Source organism: Streptomyces sp. NPDC006655, assembly GCF_040703965.1.
Taxonomy (GTDB): Bacteria; Actinomycetota; Actinomycetes; order Streptomycetales; family Streptomycetaceae; genus Streptomyces.
In genome coordinates this window covers 174,251-193,644 of record NZ_JBEYJU010000006.1, presented here as the reverse complement: position 1 = coordinate 193,644, position 19,394 = coordinate 174,251, and the positions used below count along the sequence as shown (strand labels likewise).

The following is a 19,394-nucleotide window of genomic DNA, read 5'->3' as shown; positions in this document are numbered from 1 at the left end:
CCAGATTCTCCGCCTCGCTCGCCACTGGCCCTGGACCCATGTCATCACCGGCGCCCTGGAACGGCTCGACCAACTGGCCACTCCAGTCTGACCAGTAGCTTTCCCGTCCCTGCAAGCAGCTCCATCATCTCCGGAGCAGTGGAACCCGGCGCCCACCCGACACGTCAGTCGGGCTACCAGCCTGCCCGCCAGCAGCCACGGAACGCGAAACGGTCTGCCGACTCTGTCGGCAGACCGTCAAGAAAGATCGAGGTTAACCTCTACCTGCGCCGGTCACGCAAGGACGCGCTGGGCCGTTTTCAGTACGGCCGTTATCCCAGCAATCACCTCGGCCGCCGCACCCTCGGACGGACGACCTCACCCACACGCCGCCCAGAACAGCGGGCCGACTCGAAGATCACCAGAGGGCACTTGCGATTGCTCGCGTCCAGCCGGCGTCCAGAATCCAGTGCCCAACCAACCACAGGGGCCATATACCGCAAGGTTCAACCGCTACGAGCCGGAACATCAGTGCAGGCCAGGGGGCATTCGCACTACCAACACCGGCAACGAGGCCGAACTCGCGCGCAGCGGATTCAGTCCGTTCAGGCGAAGTTGACGATCCGACAGGACAAAATGAACGTTTCCGCAGGTCAGAGGTCCTGCGCTGGTGGGGCGGGTGGGACTCGAACCCACGGCCGACGGATTATGAGTCCGTCAGGGATCTTGGCGGCCTTTGCCGATCATTGCCGATTCACACCATTCTTGCAGGTCAGACGTGCTGATCAGTGTCAGCCCTGCGTGGGGCTTGTCGGTCTGTTCCTGTCCTTGTGGCCCCTCAATGGCCCCTGGGACTCGACAGGTTGGACTCCTGCCACAGCGGCTCCGCGTCCGCCCAGTTCAACCAAGGGGATGGAACCCTCGCACAGCGGATTCCCTTACCGACGAGATGATGCCCCATCCCCTTTTCCGAGGTGGAGCACCATCCCTCAAGAAGCGAGATTGTTCACCGAACTGCACATAGACCTTGGTCGCGGCGCGTCCATCGGATCAGGCGCGCCCATCGGATCAGCCGAGGACGTAGGTCTCGTCACCGAAGTCAGCGACGATCTTCAGCTTGCCGCCGAGCGCCTTGACGTAGGCAGCGAGGGTGTCGACCTCGCTGCGCTCCAACTGGCCCTTCTCGATACGCGAGACGCGAGCCTGGGTGACGCCCATGGCTTCGGCAACCTGGACCTGTGTGGTGTGCTGCCGTTTCCGCAACTCGGCGAGGCGATGCACACGGGAGGCCAGGACCATCGCCTGCGCCCCCTTCTGAATCTGATCCTTCTCAGCATCAGTGAAGGCGAAATCCTCTGCCAGGTCTCCCCAGGAGACGGCCTGCGGGTCCTTGAGGTGATCAGTCATCGCGCCCCGTCCTCTCCATCGATTCGCTTCAGATGCTCCGCGTAGGCCTGCTCCGCCTGGGGCACCGCAACGCGGTACCAGCCGGACCAGTTCCCGGCTTTGTCCCCGCCGACGAGGATCACGGCCTGACGGTCCGGGTCGAACACGAACAGCAACCGCACTTCCGTGGCCCCTGCCGAGCCGGGGCGGAGCTCCTTGAGGTTCGACAACTCCGAACCCTTGATCGTGTCCACCAGAGGCCGACCCAGCGCGGGACCTTCCTCCTGAAGGGCAGTGACAGCCTGGCTGACCTGAATCAGGGTGTCACGGTCAGTGCGGCGCAGTTCGTGAAGCCACGAGAGAGCCGGCTCGACCACGACGATCTTCCAAGCCATGCACACGTCCCCCATCTGCAATTTATTACACTGGCAGCATACACCGCTGACGTCATAATGGGAGGCCTGCGCTTCTCGCAGTCACCTGCTGCCTTGACGGCGGGCATGTCACTACTTGCCGGGTCGAGAACGCCTGCTTCGGGATCTAAGTGGTTTTGGCGGGATGGCGCGAAGGGCTTCCGAGAGGTCAGCGCGGCTGGAGACCATGCAGCAGTGGACACGCACCAGACCCTCGATGCCGTCGAGTGCCGCCTTCGGATCGGCTGTGTCCTGCGTCGCGAACGCCACGGTGCCGTGCAGGGCGGCGCCCACGGCGAGCGTGAGACGGGCGGGTCCCCCCTCGATGATTTCGCCGTGCCCCTGGGCGGAGCCTGTACGGCTCGTCATAATTATGCGACCTGTACGGGTGTCGCTGACCCAAGGTGTCTCGGGCGACGCACCTCCGTGGACGAGACGCGTTCGCCGCCGATGATCCGAGGAGCCGAAGGAAAAATGGGGCCGCGCGGCCGTAGGCGCGACACAGATAGCCTGCGCGAATGCAGCGCATTCAGCGGGCCGCCGGCACGGTCGTCGGCTCAGCGGTGGGTGACGCCCTGGGCGGCCCCTTCGAGTTCGGTCCCCAGGGAGCTTTCTCCGCGCGGTTCCCCGCACCTGGTGCCGGTGGCGAGATGTGCGGAGGCGGGGGCTGGGATCCCGGCGAGGCCACTGACGACACGCAGATGGCCGTCCTGGTCGCGGAGTCGCTGCTGGAGCGGGGCGGACTGGATCTGCCGGACATCTTCGCCCGCTTCCAGCGGTGGGCAGCATCAGGCCCCAAGGACATCGGCCTGCAGACCGAAGACGTCCTGACCAACGGCATGCCCTGGGACCTCGCCGCCGCGATCCATTTCCAGGTCAACCAGCGAGCAGCGGGAAACGGCTCCTTGATGCGGGCATCGACCTCGGCGGTTCACTTCGCGCCCGCCGGCCAAGAAGCCACCATGGACGCGGCCCGCCGCATCGCTGCCCTCACCCACGGCGACCGCGCGGCCTGGGAAGGCACCGCGATCTTCCACGAACTCATCCGCCTCACATTCGAGGACACCGACCCCCTCACCGCGCTCCCGGACATTCTGACTCTCGTCCACCCCGACCACCGCGGCCGCTACGCCACCGTCCTCGCGCCCGACTGGCACCCCGATCAGGCGACCGAGTTCAACGGTGCCGTCTGGCCCTGCCTGGGCTCCGCCGTCTGGGCCCTGCGCACCACCACCAGCTTCGAAGACGCGATACGCGCGGCGATCGACCTGGGCGGCGACACGGACACCGTCGCCGCGGTGACTGGAGGCCTCGCGGGGGCCTACTACGGGCTGGGCGCAATCCCCGCTCACTGGACCCAGCTGCTCCATGTCCCCCTCCCCGGCTTCGACGGACGGGTGCTGCACCTGGCAGATCTGCTCCATCTTGCACACCGCCTCGGAGGCTGAACCGGGGTCCGGCTCCGCCGCGCTGGGAACAGCAGCCCGTGCCACGCAACCTGCACATGGCACAACGAATCGCCCTGGAGACACCATCGACCCGGACACGGCTGCGCCGCCCCGGCCCCTGTACGGCCCCTGGGTCTTGGCATCGACTCTCAGAGCAGTCGTCCGGACGGCGAGCGACAACGTAACTCGTCTACTCCGCCGCAGGTCAGACGGGCTGGGGCTCCGCCGAGCACCGCCAGACTCCGAACCCGCGAGCAGCGGATTCAGTCCGTTCAGGCGGAGTTGACGATCCGACAGGACAAAATGAACGTTTCCGCAGGTCAGAGGCCTGCGCTGGTGGGGCGGGTGGGACTCGAACCCACGGCCGACGGATTATGAGTCCTTCGGGGATCTTGGCGGCCCTTGCCGATCAACGCTTATCTTTGCCGTTTTCCTAGGTCAGGCGCGCTTACCCGTGTCAGCCCTGTGCGGTGCTTGTCGATGTGCTCCTGTCCTTGTGGCCCCTCAATGGCCCCTGGGAGTAGATGAGTTGGACGCTCACGACAGAAGCAGCCGCGTCCGCGCAGGTCAGCCGAATGCATGGAAGAGAACGTCAGCGGCTGGAAGCCGCCGCGTCTGGAAAAGCTGCTCACGCCTGTCTGAGCCGAGCCAAGGATGAGCGGCCGTAGTACCTGGGTACTACGGCCGCCGCCGCTACTCGGTCCGTTTGTGCCGCTGAGACGGCTCGGAACGCTCTTAGCGTGAGTTCTGGGCCCGCGCAGAGACCGGCGCCTTCTTCGCACCACTTTCTTCGTCCGCTATCTGGGAGTAATCCGTGGCCACGTTCCTGTACCGGCTGGGCCGGCTAGCCTTCCGGCGACGCCGACTGGTCACCTTGTTGTGGATCGTCGTACTGGCGGGCCTCGGGCTCGGCGCCGTGAACACCTCGGGCAACGCCATCGACACCTTCACCGTTCCCGGCAGCCAGTCGCAGCAGGCGCTGGACCTGCTGGGCAAGGAGTTCCCGCAGGCGTCCGCATCGGGTGCCGGCGCGCGCGTCGTCTTCCAGACGGCCGACGGCAAGAAGATGACGTCCGGCAGCGCCAAGACCGAGGTCGACGCCCTCGTCGCCGAGCTGAAGACGGCTCCGCAGGTGGCGAGCGTCTCGAACCCGTACGTCTCCGGGACGGTCAGCAAGGACGGGACGATCGCCTACACGCAGGTGACGTACAAGGTCGCCCAGGCCGACGTCAGTGAAGCGGCCAAGGACGCCCTGCACAAGGTCGCCGACGAGGGCGACAAGGCGGGCCTCACCGTCAACGTCGGCGGCACGGCTGTCAAGGAGAAGGCGACGACCGGCCCCACCGAGCTGATCGGCATCGCGGTCGCGGCCGTGGTCCTGGTCATCACCTTCGGTTCGCTGGCCGCGGGCGGTCTGCCGCTGCTGACCGCGATCTTCGGTGTCGCCATGGCGATGCTCTCGATCACCATCGCGACCCACCTGTGGAACCTGAGCTCCTCCGCCCCGACCCTCGCGCTGATGCTGGGCCTGGCGGTCGCCATCGACTACGCGCTGTTCATCGTCTCCCGCTACCGCAACGAGCTCAAGGACGGCCAGGACCCGGAGGAGGCCGTCGGACGCGCCCTGGGCACCGCCGGTTCCGCGGTGGTGTTCGCCGGCCTCACCGTGATCATCGCGCTGACCCTGCTGCCCGCGATGCTGGGCTTCGCCGGGAAGCGGATCACCAAGGGCAGGCTCAAGACCGGGCGCATGAGGAGGCTGGAGCGCGGTGAGGGCGAGTCGATGGGCGTGCGCTGGGGGCGGTTCGTCACCCGCAACCCGGTGAAGATGCTCGCTGTGTCCGTCGTGGGCCTGCTGGCCCTGGCCGTTCCGGCGCTGTCGCTGGAGACGGCAATGCCCGACGACTCCGTCGCCGCCCCGGGCAGCAGTGCCCGCGTCGCGTACGACACCGTGACCAAGGGCTTCGGTGCCGGCTACAACGGCCCGCTGACCGTGGTCGTCGACGCCCGTGGCAGCGGCAACGCCAAGACCGCGGCAGCGGACGCGGTCACCCTGCTCGGCACGACGGACGACGTGGCGTCGGTGAGCCCCGCCCAGTTCAACGCCTCCGGTGACGTGGCGCTGATCCGTGCCGTGCCGAAGAGCTCCCCGAACAGCCAGGAGACCATCGACCTGGTCTCCGGCATCCGTGACCATGGCACCGCGTTCACCAAGGACACCGGCGCCGACATGATGGTCACCGGTACGACCGCGCTGAACATCGACGTCGCCACCAAGCTCTCCGACGCCCTGGTGCCGTACCTCGCGGTGGTCGTGGGTCTCGCCCTGGTGCTTCTGCTGCTGGTCTTCCGCTCACTGCTCGTCCCGCTCAAGGCCGTTGTCGGCTTCCTGCTCAGCCTGTGCGCCACCCTCGGTGTCGTGGTCGCGGTCTTCCAGTGGGGCTGGCTCGCGGGCGCCCTCGGCGTCGACCAGAGCGCGCCGATCACGAGCATCCTGCCGATCTTCCTGGTCGGTGTGGTGTTCGGGCTGGCCATGGACTACGAGGTCTTCCTCGTCACCCGGATGCGGGAGGCGCACGTGCACGGGGCCGAGCCCACCGAGGCGGTCGTCGCGGGCTTCCGGCACAGCGCCCGGGTGGTCACGGCCGCGGCGATCATCATGATCTCCGTCTTCGGTGGCTTCCTCCTGGACGACGTGCTGCTGGTCAAGTCGATCGGCCTGGGCCTCGCCTCCGCCGTCCTGTTCGACGCCTTCGTCGTCCGGATGACCCTGGTACCCGCCGTGATGACGCTGCTCGGCCGCCGTGCCTGGGCCCTGCCGAAGTGGCTCGACCGCTTCCTGCCCAACGTGGACGTCGAGGGCGAGAAGCTCCGGCACGCCCTCGCCGAGCAGCAGGACGCCGACCTGGAGTCCGACGGGCGGCACGAGTCGCTGACACCCGCGTCACCCGGCCGGAGCTGACCGGACGGCCGTACGATCCGGTCCAGGGCCAGGCAGGCAACCCCTTGACTGGCCCTGGGCAGCCAGCCCGGGCCGGATCGCACCCCGGCCGACACCCATACCCCGCACGCCGGTCCCACTTCCCCCGGGGGACCGGCGGGCGGTCGTCCCGCACCACGGAGGTGTACGCAGTGACCTCACCGCCGACAGTGGAACGGGTCGGCGACCCCGAAACCCTGCTGGGCGACTCCGAGCACCGCATGATCGTCCGGCTGTTGTCCTGGTTCGTCCGGGTGAACCGGGCCGACCAGGCCCACCCTCGGGTCAGGCACTGGGGGCTGCCCGTCCTCCAGGCCATGTTCGGGATCCCCGCCCTGGCGAAGGCCGTCGACGGTTCCGGGCCCGGCGTCCCCACGGTGGCGGCGCTGGTGATCGGGCTGACCGTCCCACTGCTGTGGCGCGAGCGCCGTCCCATGCCGGTCTTCGCCTTCATCGCGGCCGTGTCCGTGGCGGACATCGCCACCGGTGTCATGGCGGGCTCCAACGTCAGCCGTCTGGTGGCCCTGTACAACGTGGCCCGTCTCGGGACCCCGGTCCAACTGGCCGTCACCCTCGCGGTCAGCCTTCCCGAGGCGGTCGTGACCGGCCTGGTCTTCTCGTCGTACGGGCCAACGTCGTATTTCACCCAGGTCCCGGCCATGGTGACCGTACTGGTCGTCAGCACCGTGGCGACGGTCGGACTGGGGCTGGCCGGCCGGGTCGCACGCGCTTACATCGCCGCTCTGGAGGACCAGGCCGTCCGCCTGGAGACAGAGCGTGATCAGCGGGCCCGCCTCGCGGTGGCCGACGAGCGCGCCCGGGTCGCCCGCGAGATGCACGACATCCTCGGCCACACCCTGTCGGTGATCGTCGGCCTCGCCGACGGCGCCGCAGGCCTCGCCGAGACCTCTCCCAAACGCGGCGCCGACACGCTGCACATCATCGCCGACAGCGGGCGCAGCGCCCTGGCCGAACTGCGCCGTCTGCTCAACGTCGTCCGCGCGGACGACGAGAAGCCAGAGGCCACCCCGCTCGCGCCGCAGCCGGGCCTGGCCGACCTCGACGCCCTGCTGGCGAGGGTCCGGGACGCCGGTCCCACCGCCACCCTGCACACCGAGGGCGACCTGACCGGCCTCGGTCAGGGACTCGAACTCGCCGTCTACCGCATCGTCCAGGAAGCCCTGACCAACACCCTCAAGTACGCCGCCTCCGACACCACAGTGAGCGTCGTCATCGCCGTCGTCTCAGGCGCCGTGCACATCAGCGTCGAGGACAGTGGACCGGCCGCAGCACCCCGGGCGACCGACCGAGAGGGTGGCGGTCACGGCCTGGTCGGCATGCGCGAACGGGCCGCCCTCTACGGCGGACAGGTCACCGCGGGACGCAACTCCCGGGGGCCACCGGACCCAAAGCCCCGCGCAGCGGATTCAGTCCGTTCAGGCAAAGTTGACGATCCGATACCCAAGAACGAACGTTTCCGCAGGTCACGACCCTGCACTGGTGGGGCGGGTGGGACTCGAACCCATGACCCCTGGGAGTCGATGAGTTCGACGCCCACCGCAGCAGTAGCCGCGCCGAGCGCCTTGACGTAGGCCGCAAGGGTGTCGACCTCGCTACGCTCCAGTTGACGCGCCGGAGCGAGCGGCTTCCTGCTCAAGGACGCGCTGCCCGACGAACTGGTCGCCGGCATCCGCGCGGTGGCCGCCGGGGACGCGGTCATCGCACCCGGCCTGACCCGCAAGCTCATCGACGCCTTCTCCGACCGCCTGCCCGGCCGCAGCCCCGAGCAGGAGCGGATGCTCTCCGCGCTCACCGAGCGCGAGCTCGAAGTGCTCACCGCACAGGAGTGACCCGGATCAGCACGCCTGACCTGGGAAAACGGCAAAGTTGAGCATCGATCGGCAAGGGCCGCCAAGATCCTCGACGGTCGATCGGCACCATGTCGGCGAGAAACACTTCGTTCACCGCGTGCCGATGGACCAGAGGGCGATCGACGGTTTACTGGAAGGAGAGGTCCTCCATCGGTCCGGCCCTTCGGTCGGCGCGTGAGCGTGGTCGGTTGGAACCCAGGAGAACGTGGCCCAGGGGTCGTGACGGCACCGTCATCGCCCCGTCACGCCGGTCCCGGCGCGGCCACCATCTAGGCTGGTCGGCGGGTAGGGAAGAAAGAGGGGATCATGTGAGCACGCGGGAACAGCGGCGTGAGCTGGCTCAGTTCATCCGCAGTCGGCGCGAGCGACGCAAGCCCCAGGACGCCGGGCTGCCGGTCGTCGGCCAGCGGCGCACACCGGGACTGCGGCGCGAGGAGGTCGCCACGCTCGCCGGCCTCAGCATCACCTGGTATACGTGGCTGGAGCAGGCGCGGGAGATCCGGGTCTCCCGGCAGGTCCTCGGCAGCCTCGCGAAAGCTCTGGGCCTGGACCCGGTCGAACGCGACCACCTGTTCCGGCTGGCCGACGAGGTACCGCCGGGCGACGCCCCATCTCGCCCCGAACTCCCCATGCAGTACGAGCTGTTGCTCACCCACCTGAACCCGAATCCCGCCTTCATCGTCAACCGGCGCTTCGACATCCTGGCCTGGAATCAGGGGTGCGAACTGCTCTACGGCGACCTGGGCGCCCTCGCCGACGAGCGCCGCAACGTCCTGTGGCTCACCTTCACCTCCGCGGAGGTACGGGCGATGTCGGAGAACTGGGAGGAGGAGGCCTCGCACACCCTCGCGCTGTTCCGGACCCAGGCGGGCGAGCGCATCCTCGATCCGGACGTCGTGGAACTCCTCGACGCTCTGGAGGAGTCCAGCCCCGACTTCGTCCGGCTGTGGCAGCTCAAGGAGCTGGCCCCGTTCGTCCCGAAGCCGCGCACCATCAACCATCCGCTGCTGGGTGTGATCGAGCTGGAGTACATCAAGATGCATGTCGCGGACGACGACAAGACCCTCGTGTCCTATCTCGTGAAGCCAGGTTCGGACCTGGAACGGCGGCTGGGCGAGCTGGTGCGCGAACGCGGAGACCGGGCCGCCCCCTGATCGTCGCCACTGGCGTGGCGCTGGCGGTGCTGTGCCGCGCCTTCTGGAACAGTTCGCCACACTCGGGGGCCCCTCCCTGGTCCCTCCCCGTCCAAAGCGTGCGGTGGATCGCCGGGGCGGACCAGCGGCACGATGGGTGTGCTGCACACATGGCCGGAGTCCTGAACGGTACGACCGTCCCGAACGCCTCGCCGTCATGTACCGGCACCTGGCCGACCTGGCCTTCACCGGGCGGGGTGCGGTGAACCTCCTGTCGTACGGCCGACGCGTCAACGCGGTGGATCCCGCCGCCACCGCCGTGGCCCAGCGGGACTCGGTCCTGAAGGCCTGCACCGGGGCCGCCTGGGCGGACCCGGCGCGGGACGAGAAGCACCTCGCCTGGGTGCGGGGGATCTACCAGGACATGCACGCGGCGACCGGAGGGGTGCCGGTGGCGGACGGGGCCACCGACGGCTCGTACATCAACTCCCCGGACACCGGCCTGGCCGCCCCGCCTGGAACACCTCGGGCGCGCCGTGGCACACGCTGTACTTCAAGGACAACTACCCGCGGCTCCAGCGGATCAAGGCCGCGGACGACCCCGCGGACGTCTTCCGGCACCCGCGGTCGGTCCGGCTGCCGCAGTGAGGGCGCGGGACGGGGCCCGGCTCCATGGTCGTCGCCCCACCCGGACAGCACCGCGCCCCACCGGACCTGACCGGATCCGGTGGGGCGCGGTCGGGCCCGGGGGACGGCTCGGCTCTCGCGGAGCCGCCGCCCGGCAGGGCCCGGCTCCGTGGAGCGGTTCGCGGTCAGGCGACCGTGAAGCCGCCGTCGACCGGGAGGATCGTGCCGGTCACGTACTCCGCGCCGACGAGATAGGCGATCGCGTCGGCCACCTCGCCGGGCTTGCCGACCCGCTTGATCGGCAGGTCCTGCGCCATCGCGGTGAACTGGCCCGCCCGCGCCTCCTCGGGCACGAACGACCACCAGGGAGTGTCCACGGCCCCCGGCGCGACGGCGTTGACGCGAACCGGCGCCAGCTCGGCCGCCAGCGGCGAGACGATCCGCTCGATCGCGCCGTTGACCGCGGCGAACGTCACGGTGCCGGGGGCGGCGGAGCGCGCGGTGGCCGCGGATACGAACGTGACGGAGCCGGTGACCTGCGCCTTCTGGACGGCGGTCAGGTAGGCGAACAGCTTGCCGTCGAAGGCGGACCTGATGTCCGCGACGCTCAGGCCGCCCAGCGGGCCGAGGCCCAGCGCGCCCGGGCTGAAGGCGAGCACCAGGTGGTCGAAGGAGCCGACCCGCTCGAAGAACGCGGCGACGGCCTGCTCGTCGGTGCCGTCCACCTGCTCGGCGCCGGCCACCCGGTCCTTGACCGCGGCCAGCTTCTCGGCGTCGCGTCCGGTGACGATCACCTCGGCGCCGGCCGCCGTCAGCTTCTCCGCCGTCGCCAGGCCGATACCCGACGTACCGCCCAAGACCACAACACGCATCATTGCCTCCAGTCGCTCCCTGCTTGCTCCACCGATCCTGAGGTCCCGCCAGAGGGCGTTCCAGATGCGCGTTGTGCTGGTGGCAGCGCTACCAGGCAGAAGCCCTGGTCGGCCCTCGAACCCTGGGGGGCCGTCGGCGCCCGCCGCATCGTGGACGAACCCACGGTCAACTGCTGGATCAAGGAGGTCGCCCCGGGCGGGGAGGCGCGACGGCCAGGGCCCGCCACAGCCTTCGGAAGTCCGGGCTGGACTCCTCCAGTCGGCGCGCCATGGCCCGGCGGGCCGGCGCCGTTACCCGGTCTCCGAGTCGGTCGCGGAACTGCCGGAGGATGGCAGCCGCCTCGGCCTCCACTCCGGAGAGAGCGCCCTGAACCGGGGTGGCATGAAGGCCAGCCACAGCAAGTCCGGTCGCCGTCCGGCAGCATGTCCAGGCTCCCGAAGAGCGACTGGCAGCCCCAGTTCCAGGCGATGACGTCGAGGCACCGGTCGGTCAGGCCCACCACGGTGTCTCCGCTGCCTCCGCCGTCGGCTCGGTACGCGACTGACCGCGCCGCGGCGCGCAGCCGATGCCGCGCAACGAACAAACAGGACAGCGAATCGGCCCATGGAGACCGCCGGCCTGGACACGAGCGTGTCGTCCCGGCCCCTGTACGGCCCCTGGGTCTTGGCGTCGCCCATCAGCGCAGCCGCCCGGACGGCGAGCGACAACCGCGTTCACCTGCTCCGCCGCAGGTCAGGGAGGTTGGAGCTCTCCCGAGTGCCCTCGGACTCCGAAGGTGCGAGCAGCGGATTCAGTCCGTTCAGGCTAACTTGACGACCCGACAGGACAAATTGAACGTTTACGCAGGTCAGGAGCCTGCGCAAGTGGGGCGGGTGGGACTCGAACCCACGGCCGACGGATTATGAGTCCGCTGCTCTAACCGGCTGAGCTACCGCCCCATAGCGGCGTGTCGCGTACAAGTGTGCGCGCCGTCTGCCGCAGCATAGCCGCTCATACGATCTCCTGCTTCGGCTGGTCGGCGAACTGCGACGTTCATGACCTTGAGGACATCGACGCAGGCCCGGCGGTTCCCGGGCACATGAAAAAGGACCCCACCAGGGGTCCTCGTTCAGCATGCTCCCCCGACTGGACTCGAACCAGTAACCTGCCGGTTAACAGCCGGCTGCTCTGCCAATTGAGCTACGGAGGACCGAGCTCCCCCGACTGGACTCGAACCAGTAACCTGCCGGTTAACAGCCGGCTGCTCTGCCAATTGAGCTACGGAGGAATGCCTCGTTGCATCGAACGTGACTCCCTGGGTAGTCGCCAGGGGGCGGGCGCTCGCTGCGACACATACATTAGCGCAAGCAGGGGGGTGCTCCGCCAATCGGTACTCCCCCACACCGGAAGGGTCGCCGTCATGCGTTACAAGCTCACGTTCGTCGTCGGGCTCGCCCTGGGTTACGTGCTCGGCACGCGTGCCGGACGCGAGCGCTACGAACAGCTGAAGAAGTCCGCCCGTCAGGTCGCCCAGAACCCGGCCGTCCGCAACACCGCCGAGGCCGCCGCCCAGCAGGGCCGCGTCTACGCCGGCAAGGCCCTGCACACGGTGAGCGAGAAGGTCGGCGACCGGGTGCCCGACTCGGTGACCGCCCGCGTCCGCTCGCTGCGCGAGCGCAGCCACGGCGACGGCGGGGACGACTGGGGCACCAGCGCCACGTAGGGCCCCTTCTGCGCCACGGCCGTCCACCCCGCGGGGTGGGCGGCCGTGCCTGTGCGCGGCCGCGGGCGGCGGCCGCCGCCCGAAAGGCGCCCGTCGGCCGAACCACAGTGACGCGTGCGGCAGAATTTCGGGCATGGGGATAGTCGCCGGGTTGGACAGCTCACCCGATTTCACTCGCATCGTGGTCTGCGACACGGACACCGGTGCGGTGCTCCGGCAGGGATACGCACCGCACCCCGTCGACACGCCGGACGGCGCGGCGCGCCCCAGTGACGTCGACCCGCAGGCCTGGCTGCTGTCCCTCGGTGAGGCGGCCGGCGGCGGTCTCCTGGAGGGCGTGCAGGCCATCGGCGTGTCCGCGCAGCAGAACGCGCTGGTCCCGCTCGACGCCCAGGGCAACACCGTGCGCGCCGCGATGGTCGGCGGCGACAAGCGCGCCCAGGTCGCCGCCGCCGATCTCATCGACGCGCTCGGCGGGCGGGAGGCCTGGGCGCAGGCCGTGGGCAGTGTGCCGCAGGCGGCCCAGCCGGTGACCAAGCTGCGCTGGCTGGCCAAGACCGAACCGGAGAACGCCCGGCGCACCGCCGTACTGCTCCAGGCGCACGACTGGCTGGTCTGGCAGTTGCTGGGGCGGCCGGTCAGGAGGACCACCGACCGCGGGGGCGCCTCCGGGACCGGTTACTGGTCGGCGGCCACCGGCGGGTACCGGCCCGACCTCGTCGAACTCGCCCTCGGGCACCAGGCCATGCTGCCGGAGGTGATCGGTCCGTCCGACGCGGCCGGTACGACCCCGGAAGGGCTGCTGATCTCCGCGGGGACCGGCGAGACCATGGCCGCCGCGTTCGGTCTCGGGCTCGGTCGCGGGGACGCCGTGGTGTCGCTGGGCGCCTCGGGGTCGGTCATGGCCGTGCATCCGGAGGCGCTCGCCGATCCCTCCGGGATGATCACGTCGCTCGCCGACGCCACCGGCATGCACCTGCCGGTCCTGACCACCCTGAACGCCGTGCGGACCCTGCGCGGGACCGCCGAACTGCTCGGGCTGCCCGACCTGGAGAGCCTCTCCGACCTGGCGATGAAGTCGACGCCCGGCTCGCACGGGCTGGTCATGCTGCCGTACCTGGAGGGCGAGCGGACGCCGAACCTGCCGCACACCGCGGGGACGCTGGCCGGGCTGCGCCGGGAGTCGATGAAGGCCGAGCATCTCGCGCGCGCCTCCTTCGAGGGGATGCTGTGCGGGCTCGCCGACGCGCTCGACGTGTTGCGCGGGCGCGGGGCGGAGGTGCGGCGGGTCTTCCTGCTGGGGCCGGCCGCCGAGCTGCCGGCCGTGCAGGCGGCGGCGCCGATGCTGTTCGGTGCGCAGGTCGTCGTACCGCAGCCGGCGGACTACGCGGCGATCGGCGCGGCGCGGCAGGCGGCCTGGGCGCTGGGGGTGTCGCAGGGCGCCCTGGACCCGCGGACCCCGCCGGTGTGGCAGGGCGCCACCGCCCAGGTGCTGGAGCCGGGTGACGAACTGGCGGTGGGACAGGCGGTGCGGCAGCAGTACGTGTCCGTGCGGGAACAGACCCATCCCGGGGCGTTCCGGTCCTAACCGGGCAGAGGGCGGATACGCCGTCGGGTTAATCGGTTGAGGTAACGCGGGTGGAGTGTCGGACGATAGGGGCCTAGGGCAAGCGATCCCGCCCACCGGGCAGGCGCGACCCCGCCTCCACCGCCGACTCCGAGAGACGTAGCGTGCTCATACGACTTCTGCGGACCTATCTCAGGCCCTACAGGAAACCCATCTCCATCCTGGTGCTGCTGCAGTTCCTGCAGACCTGCGCCACTCTCTACCTGCCCACGCTCAACGCCCACATCATCGACAACGGCGTCGTGAAGGGGGACACGGACTACATCCTGTCCTTCGGCGCGCTGATGATCGGTATCTCGCTGGCCCAGGTGGTGTGCAACATCGGCGCCGTCTACTACGGCGCCAGGACCGCGTCGGCGCTCGGGCGGGACGTGCGGGCCGCCGTCTTCGACCGGGTGCAGTCCTTCTCCTCGCGTGAGGTGGGTCACTTCGGGGCGCCCTCGCTCATCACCCGTACGACCAACGACGTACAGCAGGTCCAGATGCTGGTCCTGATGACGTTCACGCTGATGGTGTCGGCGCCCATCATGTGCGTCGGCGGGATCGTGCTCGCCCTCGGCCTGGACGTTCCGCTGTCCGGGGTACTGGTGGCGGTCGTACCCGTGCTCGGCGTCTCGGTGACCCTGATCGTGCGCCGGCTGCGGCCGCTGTTCAGGGCCATGCAGGTACGGCTCGACACGGTGAACCGGGTGCTGCGCGAGCAGATCACCGGCAACCGGGTGATCCGCGCGTTCGTCCGCGACGAGTACGAGCAGGGCCGGTTCGGGAAGGCCAACAAGGACCTGACCGAGATGCAGCTGGCCACCGGCAACATGCTCGCGCTGATGTTCCCGATCGTCATGACGACGGTGAACGTCTCGTCGATCGCGGTGGTGTGGTTCGGCGCGCACCGGATCGACAGCGGTCAGATGGCGATCGGTGACCTGACCGCGTTCCTCGCCTACCTGATGCAGATCGTGATGTCCGTGATGATGGCCACCTTCATGTTCATGATGGTGCCGCGCGCGGAGGTCTGCGCCGAGCGCATCGAGGAGGTCCTGGACACCGAGTCCAGCGTCGTCCCGCCACTCGCCCCGGTCACCGAGCTGCGCCGGCACGGCCATCTGGAGATCCGGGGCGCGGGCTTCTGCTATCCGGGTGCCGAGGAGCCGGTCCTCAAGGCCGTCGACCTGGTGGCCAGGCCCGGCGAGGTGACCGCCGTGATCGGTTCCACCGGCAGCGGCAAGTCCACCCTGCTCGGTCTCGTCTCCCGTCTCTTCGACGCCACGGACGGTGCCGTCCTCGTGGACGGGGAGAGCGTCTCGGAACTCGACCCGAGGCTGCTCGCGAAGACGGTCGGCCTGGTCCCGCAGAAGCCCTACCTGTTCGCGGGCACCGTGGCGACCAACCTGCGCTACGGCAACCCGGACGCCACCGACGAGGAACTCTGGCACGCGCTGGAGGTGGCGCAGGCCAAGGGCTTCGTGGAGAAGCTGGAGGGCGGCCTCAACGCGCCCATCGCACAGGGCGGTACGAACGTCTCCGGCGGCCAGCGGCAGCGCCTCGCCATCGCCCGGACGCTCGTGCAGCGCCCGGAGATCTACCTCTTCGACGACTCCTTCTCCGCCCTCGACTACGCGACCGACGCCGCCCTGCGCGCCGCGCTCGCCCAGGAGACGGCCGAGGCGACCGTCGTCATCGTCGCCCAGCGGGTGGCGACCATCAGGGACGCCGACCGGATCGTCGTCCTCGACGAGGGACGGGTCGTCGGCACCGGCCGCCACCACGAACTCATGGCCGACAACGAGACCTACCGGGAGATCGTGCTCTCCCAGCTGACGGAAGCGGAGGCCGCCTGATGGCCGGGCCCATGGGACGCATGATGGGCGGGGGCGGCCCCGACCAGCGGTCGATGGACTTCAAGAACTCGGGCAAACGGCTGGTCGCCCGGTTCAAACCCGAACGGCTCACGATCTACCTGCTGCTGGTCTGCGTGGTCGCGAGCGTCGCCCTCAACGTGATCGGCCCCAAGATCCTCGGCAAGGCCACCGACCTGGTGTTCGCCGGGGTCATCGGCAAGCAGATGCCGGCCGGGGCCACCAAGGACCAGGTCCTCGCGGGCATGCGCGAACGGGGCCAGGGCACCGTCGCCGACATGCTCAAGAGCACCGACTTCACGCCCGGCAAGGGCATCGACTTCGGTCAGGTCGGCGACGTCCTGCTCTTCGCGCTCTGTACGTACGTCGTCGCCGGCCTGCTGATGGCGGTGGCGACCCGGCTCGTCAACCGGTCCGTCAACCGCACGATGTACCGGCTGCGCGAGGACGTCCAGGGGAAGCTGTCCCGGCTGCCGCTGTCGTACTTCGACAAGCGGCAGCGCGGCGAGGTGCTCTCCCGCGCCACCAACGACATCGACAACATCGGCCAGACGCTCCAGCAGTCGATGGGCCAGCTCATCAACTCGGTGCTCACCATCGTCGGCGTGCTCGCGGTGATGTTCTGGGTGTCCTGGCTGCTGGCCCTGGTCGCACTGGCGACCGTGCCGCTGTCCTTCCTGGTCGCCACCCGCATCGGCAAGCGCTCCCAGCCGCACTTCGTGCAGCAGTGGCGCTCCACCGGCAAACTGAACGCGCACGTCGAGGAGATGTACACCGGGCACACCCTGGTGAAGGTCTTCGGCCGTCAGGACGAGTCCGCGCAGCAGTTCGCCGAGCAGAACGAGGCGCTGTACGAGGCCGGGTTCAAGGCGCAGTTCAACAGCGGTGTGATGCAGCCGCTGATGATGTTCGTGTCGAACCTGAACTACGTGCTGGTGGCGGTCGTCGGCGGCCTGCGGGTCGCGTCGGGCGCGCTGTCCATCGGTGACGTCCAGGCGTTCATCCAGTACTCCCGGCAGTTCTCGATGCCGCTGACCCAGGTCGCCTCCATGGCCAACCTGGTGCAGTCCGGGGTCGCGTCGGCGGAGCGGATCTTCGAACTCCTCGACGCGGAGGAGCAGGAGGCGGACCCCGTCCCCGGCGAGCGCCCCGCCGAACTGCGCGGGCGGGTCGCCCTGGAGCACGTCTCCTTCCGCTACGACCCGGAGAAGCCCCTCATCGAGGACCTCTCCCTGACGGTCGAACCCGGCCACACGGTCGCGATCGTCGGCCCGACCGGCGCGGGCAAGACCACGCTGGTCAACCTCCTCATGCGGTTCTACGACGTCTCCGGCGGACGGATCACCCTCGACGGCGTCGACATCACGCACATGTCCCGGGACGAACTCCGCGCCGGGATCGGCATGGTGCTCCAGGACACCTGGCTGTTCGGCGGCACGATCGCGGAGAACATCGCGTACGGCGCCACGCGCGAGGTCACCCGTGGGGAGATCGAGGAGGCGGCGCGGGCGGCCCACGCGGACCGGTTCGTGCGCACCCTCCCCGACGGCTACGACACCGTGATCGACGACGAGGGCACCGGTGTCAGCGCCGGTGAGAAGCAGCTGATCACCATCGCGCGGGCGTTCCTGTCCGACCCCACGATCCTCGTCCTCGACGAGGCGACGTCGTCGGTCGACACCCGCACCGAGGTGCTGATCCAGAAGGCGATGGCCAAACTGGCGCACGGGCGGACCTCGTTCGTGATCGCCCACCGCCTGTCGACGATCCGGGACGCCGACACCATCCTGGTGATGGAGAACGGTTCGATCGTCGAACAGGGCGCCCACGCCGACCTGCTGGCGGCGGACGGGGCGTACGCCCGCCTGTACAAGGCGCAGTTTGCCCAGGCGGTGGCGGAGGTCGACTGAACAGTGCACGGTGCCGCAGGCGCGGGCGGGGGGTTCCACTCGCCCGCGCCTGCGGGGTGCCTCCCCCAGCCTTCGGCCGGGGGGACCCCCAGCGCCCACCCGTGCCGCCCCTTGCGGCACGCATGCCCGCAGCTGGAAAGGGGCGCCGGCTGGAGCGCCCCGTAAGGAGCGCTGGGGGTCCCCCCGGCCGAAGGCTGGGGGAGGAACTGCGCGAGCGACCCCCACTCACCCGCACCCGGCGTCAGTCCAGATAGCCCCGAAGCTGGTCCGCGAACGCGTGGTCCCGCAGCTTGTTCAAGGTCTTGGACTCGATCTGGCGGATCCGCTCCCGCGTCACCCCGAAGATCCGTCCGATCTCCTCCAGCGTCCGCGGCCGCCCGTCGGCGAGGCCGTAGCGCAGCTGCACCACCTTCCGCTCCCGCTCCCCCAGCGTCGACAGCACCGCCTCCAGGTGCTCGCGCAGCAGCAGGAACGCCGCCGACTCCACCGGACTGGCCGCGTCCCCGTCCTCGATGAGGTCCCCGAGGGCGACGTCGTCCTCCTCGCCGACCGGCGCGTGCAGGGACACCGGCTCCTGCGCCAGCCGCAGCACCTCCCCCACCCGCTCGGGCGCCAGCTCCAGATGCGCGGCGACCTCCTCGGGCGTCGGCTCGTACCCCCGCTCCTGGAGCATCCGGCGCTGCACCCGCACCACCCGGTTGATGAGCTCCACCACGTGCACCGGGACGCGGATCGTGCGGGCCTGGTCGGCCAGCGCACGCGACATCGCCTGCCGGATCCACCAGGTGGCGTACGTCGAGAACTTGTAGCCGCGGGCGTAGTCGAACTTCTCGACGGCGCGGATCAGGCCGAGGTTCCCCTCCTGGACCAGGTCCAGCATGGTGAGGCCCCGGCCGACGTACCGCTTGGCCACCGACACGACCAGCCGCAGGTTCGCCTCGATGAGGCGGCGCTTGGCCATCCGGCCCATGACGACCAGCCGGTCCAGGTCCAGCGCCAGCTCGCTGTCGAGGTCGGGGGCACCGCTGAGCTTCTCCTCGGCGAACAGGCCGGCCTCGACACGGCGGGCGAGTTCGACCTCCTCGGCGGCGGTGAGCAGCGGGATCCGGCCGATCTCCCGCAGGTACTGGCGGAACAGGTCGGAGGAGGGGCCGCCGGTGTCGGCGCGGGCGGCGGCGCGCGCCCGGGCGAGGGACGGCTCGGGGTCGGCGTCCTCCTCGCCGGCGTCGGCCGTGAGCTCCTCCGGGGGCGGGCCCTCCGGCTCCGTCTCGGGGTGCAGCGCGATGCGGCTCTGCGGCGGTACGCCCGGGTGGACGTCGGGGTCGGCTGCCGGTTCGTCCGGGCGCGTGCCGCTGTCCGTCTCGGTCAGGGTCTGGGTCTGCACGGGGGCGACCTCCAGGATGATCGCTGCCAGGGGGTGCGGCAGCGGTACTTCGGGGGCGGAGACGACGGCCTCGCCGCTGTCCGTCCCGTACGCGACGAGTGGAACGGCGGGGGTGTCGGACCCGTCCGGGACGGGCCGGCCGCGCTCCGAGGACTCAGGCACCGCCCCCCAGTGTGGGGTAAGACACATCGCCGCCACGAGGGGC

Annotated in this window: 14 protein-coding genes, 3 tRNA genes and 1 pseudogene; 10 read left to right on the top strand and 8 right to left on the bottom strand. The window is 69.7% G+C overall.

Annotated features, from left to right (window positions below; translation table 11 throughout):
* Nucleotides 1–1,047: 1,047 nt before the first annotated feature.
* Entirely contained in the window at nt 1,048–1,386 is a 339-nt protein-coding gene (locus AB0958_RS05705) for an XRE family transcriptional regulator (protein WP_079662454.1), read from the bottom strand.
* Nucleotides 1,383–1,760: a type II toxin-antitoxin system RelE/ParE family toxin gene (locus AB0958_RS05700; protein ID WP_366889014.1), complete on the bottom strand. Its 378-nt coding sequence runs from the start codon at nt 1,758–1,760 to the stop codon at nt 1,383–1,385. Before AB0958_RS05700 ends, AB0958_RS05705 begins: the two co-directional genes overlap by 4 nt.
* 536 nt (nt 1,761–2,296) lie before the next feature.
* Here AB0958_RS05700 and AB0958_RS05695 point away from each other — a divergent pair.
* From AB0958_RS05695 to AB0958_RS05670, 6 genes and pseudogenes are all read left to right on the top strand, one after another.
* Nucleotides 2,297–3,226 (top strand): ADP-ribosylglycohydrolase family protein, encoded by a 930-nt coding sequence (locus tag AB0958_RS05695; RefSeq protein WP_366889013.1) that lies wholly within the window; start codon nt 2,297–2,299, stop codon nt 3,224–3,226.
* 814 nt (nt 3,227–4,040) lie between these two features.
* Nucleotides 4,041–6,188, top strand: a complete 2,148-nt coding sequence (locus AB0958_RS05690; RefSeq protein ID WP_366889012.1) for an MMPL family transporter — start codon at nt 4,041–4,043, stop codon at nt 6,186–6,188.
* Nucleotides 6,189–6,358: 170 nt separating this feature from the next.
* A complete protein-coding gene (locus AB0958_RS05685) occupies nt 6,359–7,798 on the top strand; it encodes a histidine kinase (RefSeq protein ID WP_366889011.1) in 1,440 nt (479 codons plus the stop codon).
* Between the two features lie 36 nt (nt 7,799–7,834).
* Nucleotides 7,835–8,047 (top strand): annotated as a pseudogene (locus AB0958_RS05680) (DNA-binding response regulator); the annotation flags it as partial.
* 338 nt (nt 8,048–8,385) lie between these two features.
* Nucleotides 8,386–9,231: a helix-turn-helix transcriptional regulator gene (locus AB0958_RS05675; RefSeq protein ID WP_366889010.1), complete on the top strand. Its 846-nt coding sequence runs from the start codon at nt 8,386–8,388 to the stop codon at nt 9,229–9,231.
* Between the two features lie 327 nt (nt 9,232–9,558).
* Nucleotides 9,559–9,858 (top strand): BBE domain-containing protein, encoded by a 300-nt coding sequence (locus tag AB0958_RS05670; RefSeq protein WP_366889021.1) that lies wholly within the window; start codon nt 9,559–9,561, stop codon nt 9,856–9,858.
* A 164-nt stretch (nt 9,859–10,022) separates the two neighbouring features.
* Here the strand turns inward: AB0958_RS05670 and AB0958_RS05665 are convergent, their stop codons facing one another.
* The 5 genes from AB0958_RS05665 to AB0958_RS05645 all read right to left on the bottom strand — a co-directional run bounded on the left by AB0958_RS05665 (nt 10,023) and on the right by AB0958_RS05645 (nt 11,977).
* Nucleotides 10,023–10,712 (bottom strand): SDR family oxidoreductase, encoded by a 690-nt coding sequence (locus AB0958_RS05665; RefSeq protein WP_366889009.1) that lies wholly within the window; start codon nt 10,710–10,712, stop codon nt 10,023–10,025.
* Nucleotides 10,713–10,887: 175 nt separating this feature from the next.
* A complete protein-coding gene (locus AB0958_RS05660; protein WP_366889008.1) occupies nt 10,888–11,106 on the bottom strand; it encodes a hypothetical protein in 219 nt (72 codons plus the stop codon).
* 468 nt (nt 11,107–11,574) lie between these two features.
* Nucleotides 11,575–11,648 (bottom strand) — tRNA-Ile (locus tag AB0958_RS05655).
* Between the two features lie 178 nt (nt 11,649–11,826).
* Nucleotides 11,827–11,899 (bottom strand) — tRNA-Asn (locus AB0958_RS05650).
* 5 nt (nt 11,900–11,904) lie between these two features.
* Nucleotides 11,905–11,977 (bottom strand) — tRNA-Asn (locus AB0958_RS05645).
* A gap of 132 nt (nt 11,978–12,109) precedes the next feature.
* Here AB0958_RS05645 and AB0958_RS05640 point away from each other — a divergent pair.
* The 4 genes from AB0958_RS05640 to AB0958_RS05625 all read left to right on the top strand — a co-directional run bounded on the left by AB0958_RS05640 (nt 12,110) and on the right by AB0958_RS05625 (nt 17,805).
* Entirely contained in the window at nt 12,110–12,412 is a 303-nt protein-coding gene (locus AB0958_RS05640) for a YtxH domain-containing protein (protein ID WP_366889007.1), read from the top strand.
* A gap of 133 nt (nt 12,413–12,545) precedes the next feature.
* Nucleotides 12,546–14,000: an FGGY family carbohydrate kinase gene (locus AB0958_RS05635; protein ID WP_366889006.1), complete on the top strand. Its 1,455-nt coding sequence runs from the start codon at nt 12,546–12,548 to the stop codon at nt 13,998–14,000.
* A 143-nt stretch (nt 14,001–14,143) separates the two neighbouring features.
* On the top strand, nt 14,144–15,877 hold the full coding sequence (locus AB0958_RS05630; protein WP_366889005.1) for an ABC transporter ATP-binding protein: 1,734 nt from the start codon (nt 14,144–14,146) through the stop codon (nt 15,875–15,877).
* A complete protein-coding gene (locus AB0958_RS05625; protein ID WP_366889004.1) occupies nt 15,877–17,805 on the top strand; it encodes an ABC transporter ATP-binding protein in 1,929 nt (642 codons plus the stop codon). The genes AB0958_RS05630 and AB0958_RS05625 overlap by 1 nt, the downstream gene beginning before the upstream one ends.
* Nucleotides 17,806–18,046: 241 nt before the next feature.
* On the opposite strand, the gene AB0958_RS05620 is transcribed toward AB0958_RS05625, so the two are convergent.
* A complete protein-coding gene (locus AB0958_RS05620; RefSeq protein ID WP_366889003.1) occupies nt 18,047–19,351 on the bottom strand; it encodes an RNA polymerase sigma factor in 1,305 nt (434 codons plus the stop codon).
* Nucleotides 19,352–19,394: the final 43 nt, after the last annotated feature.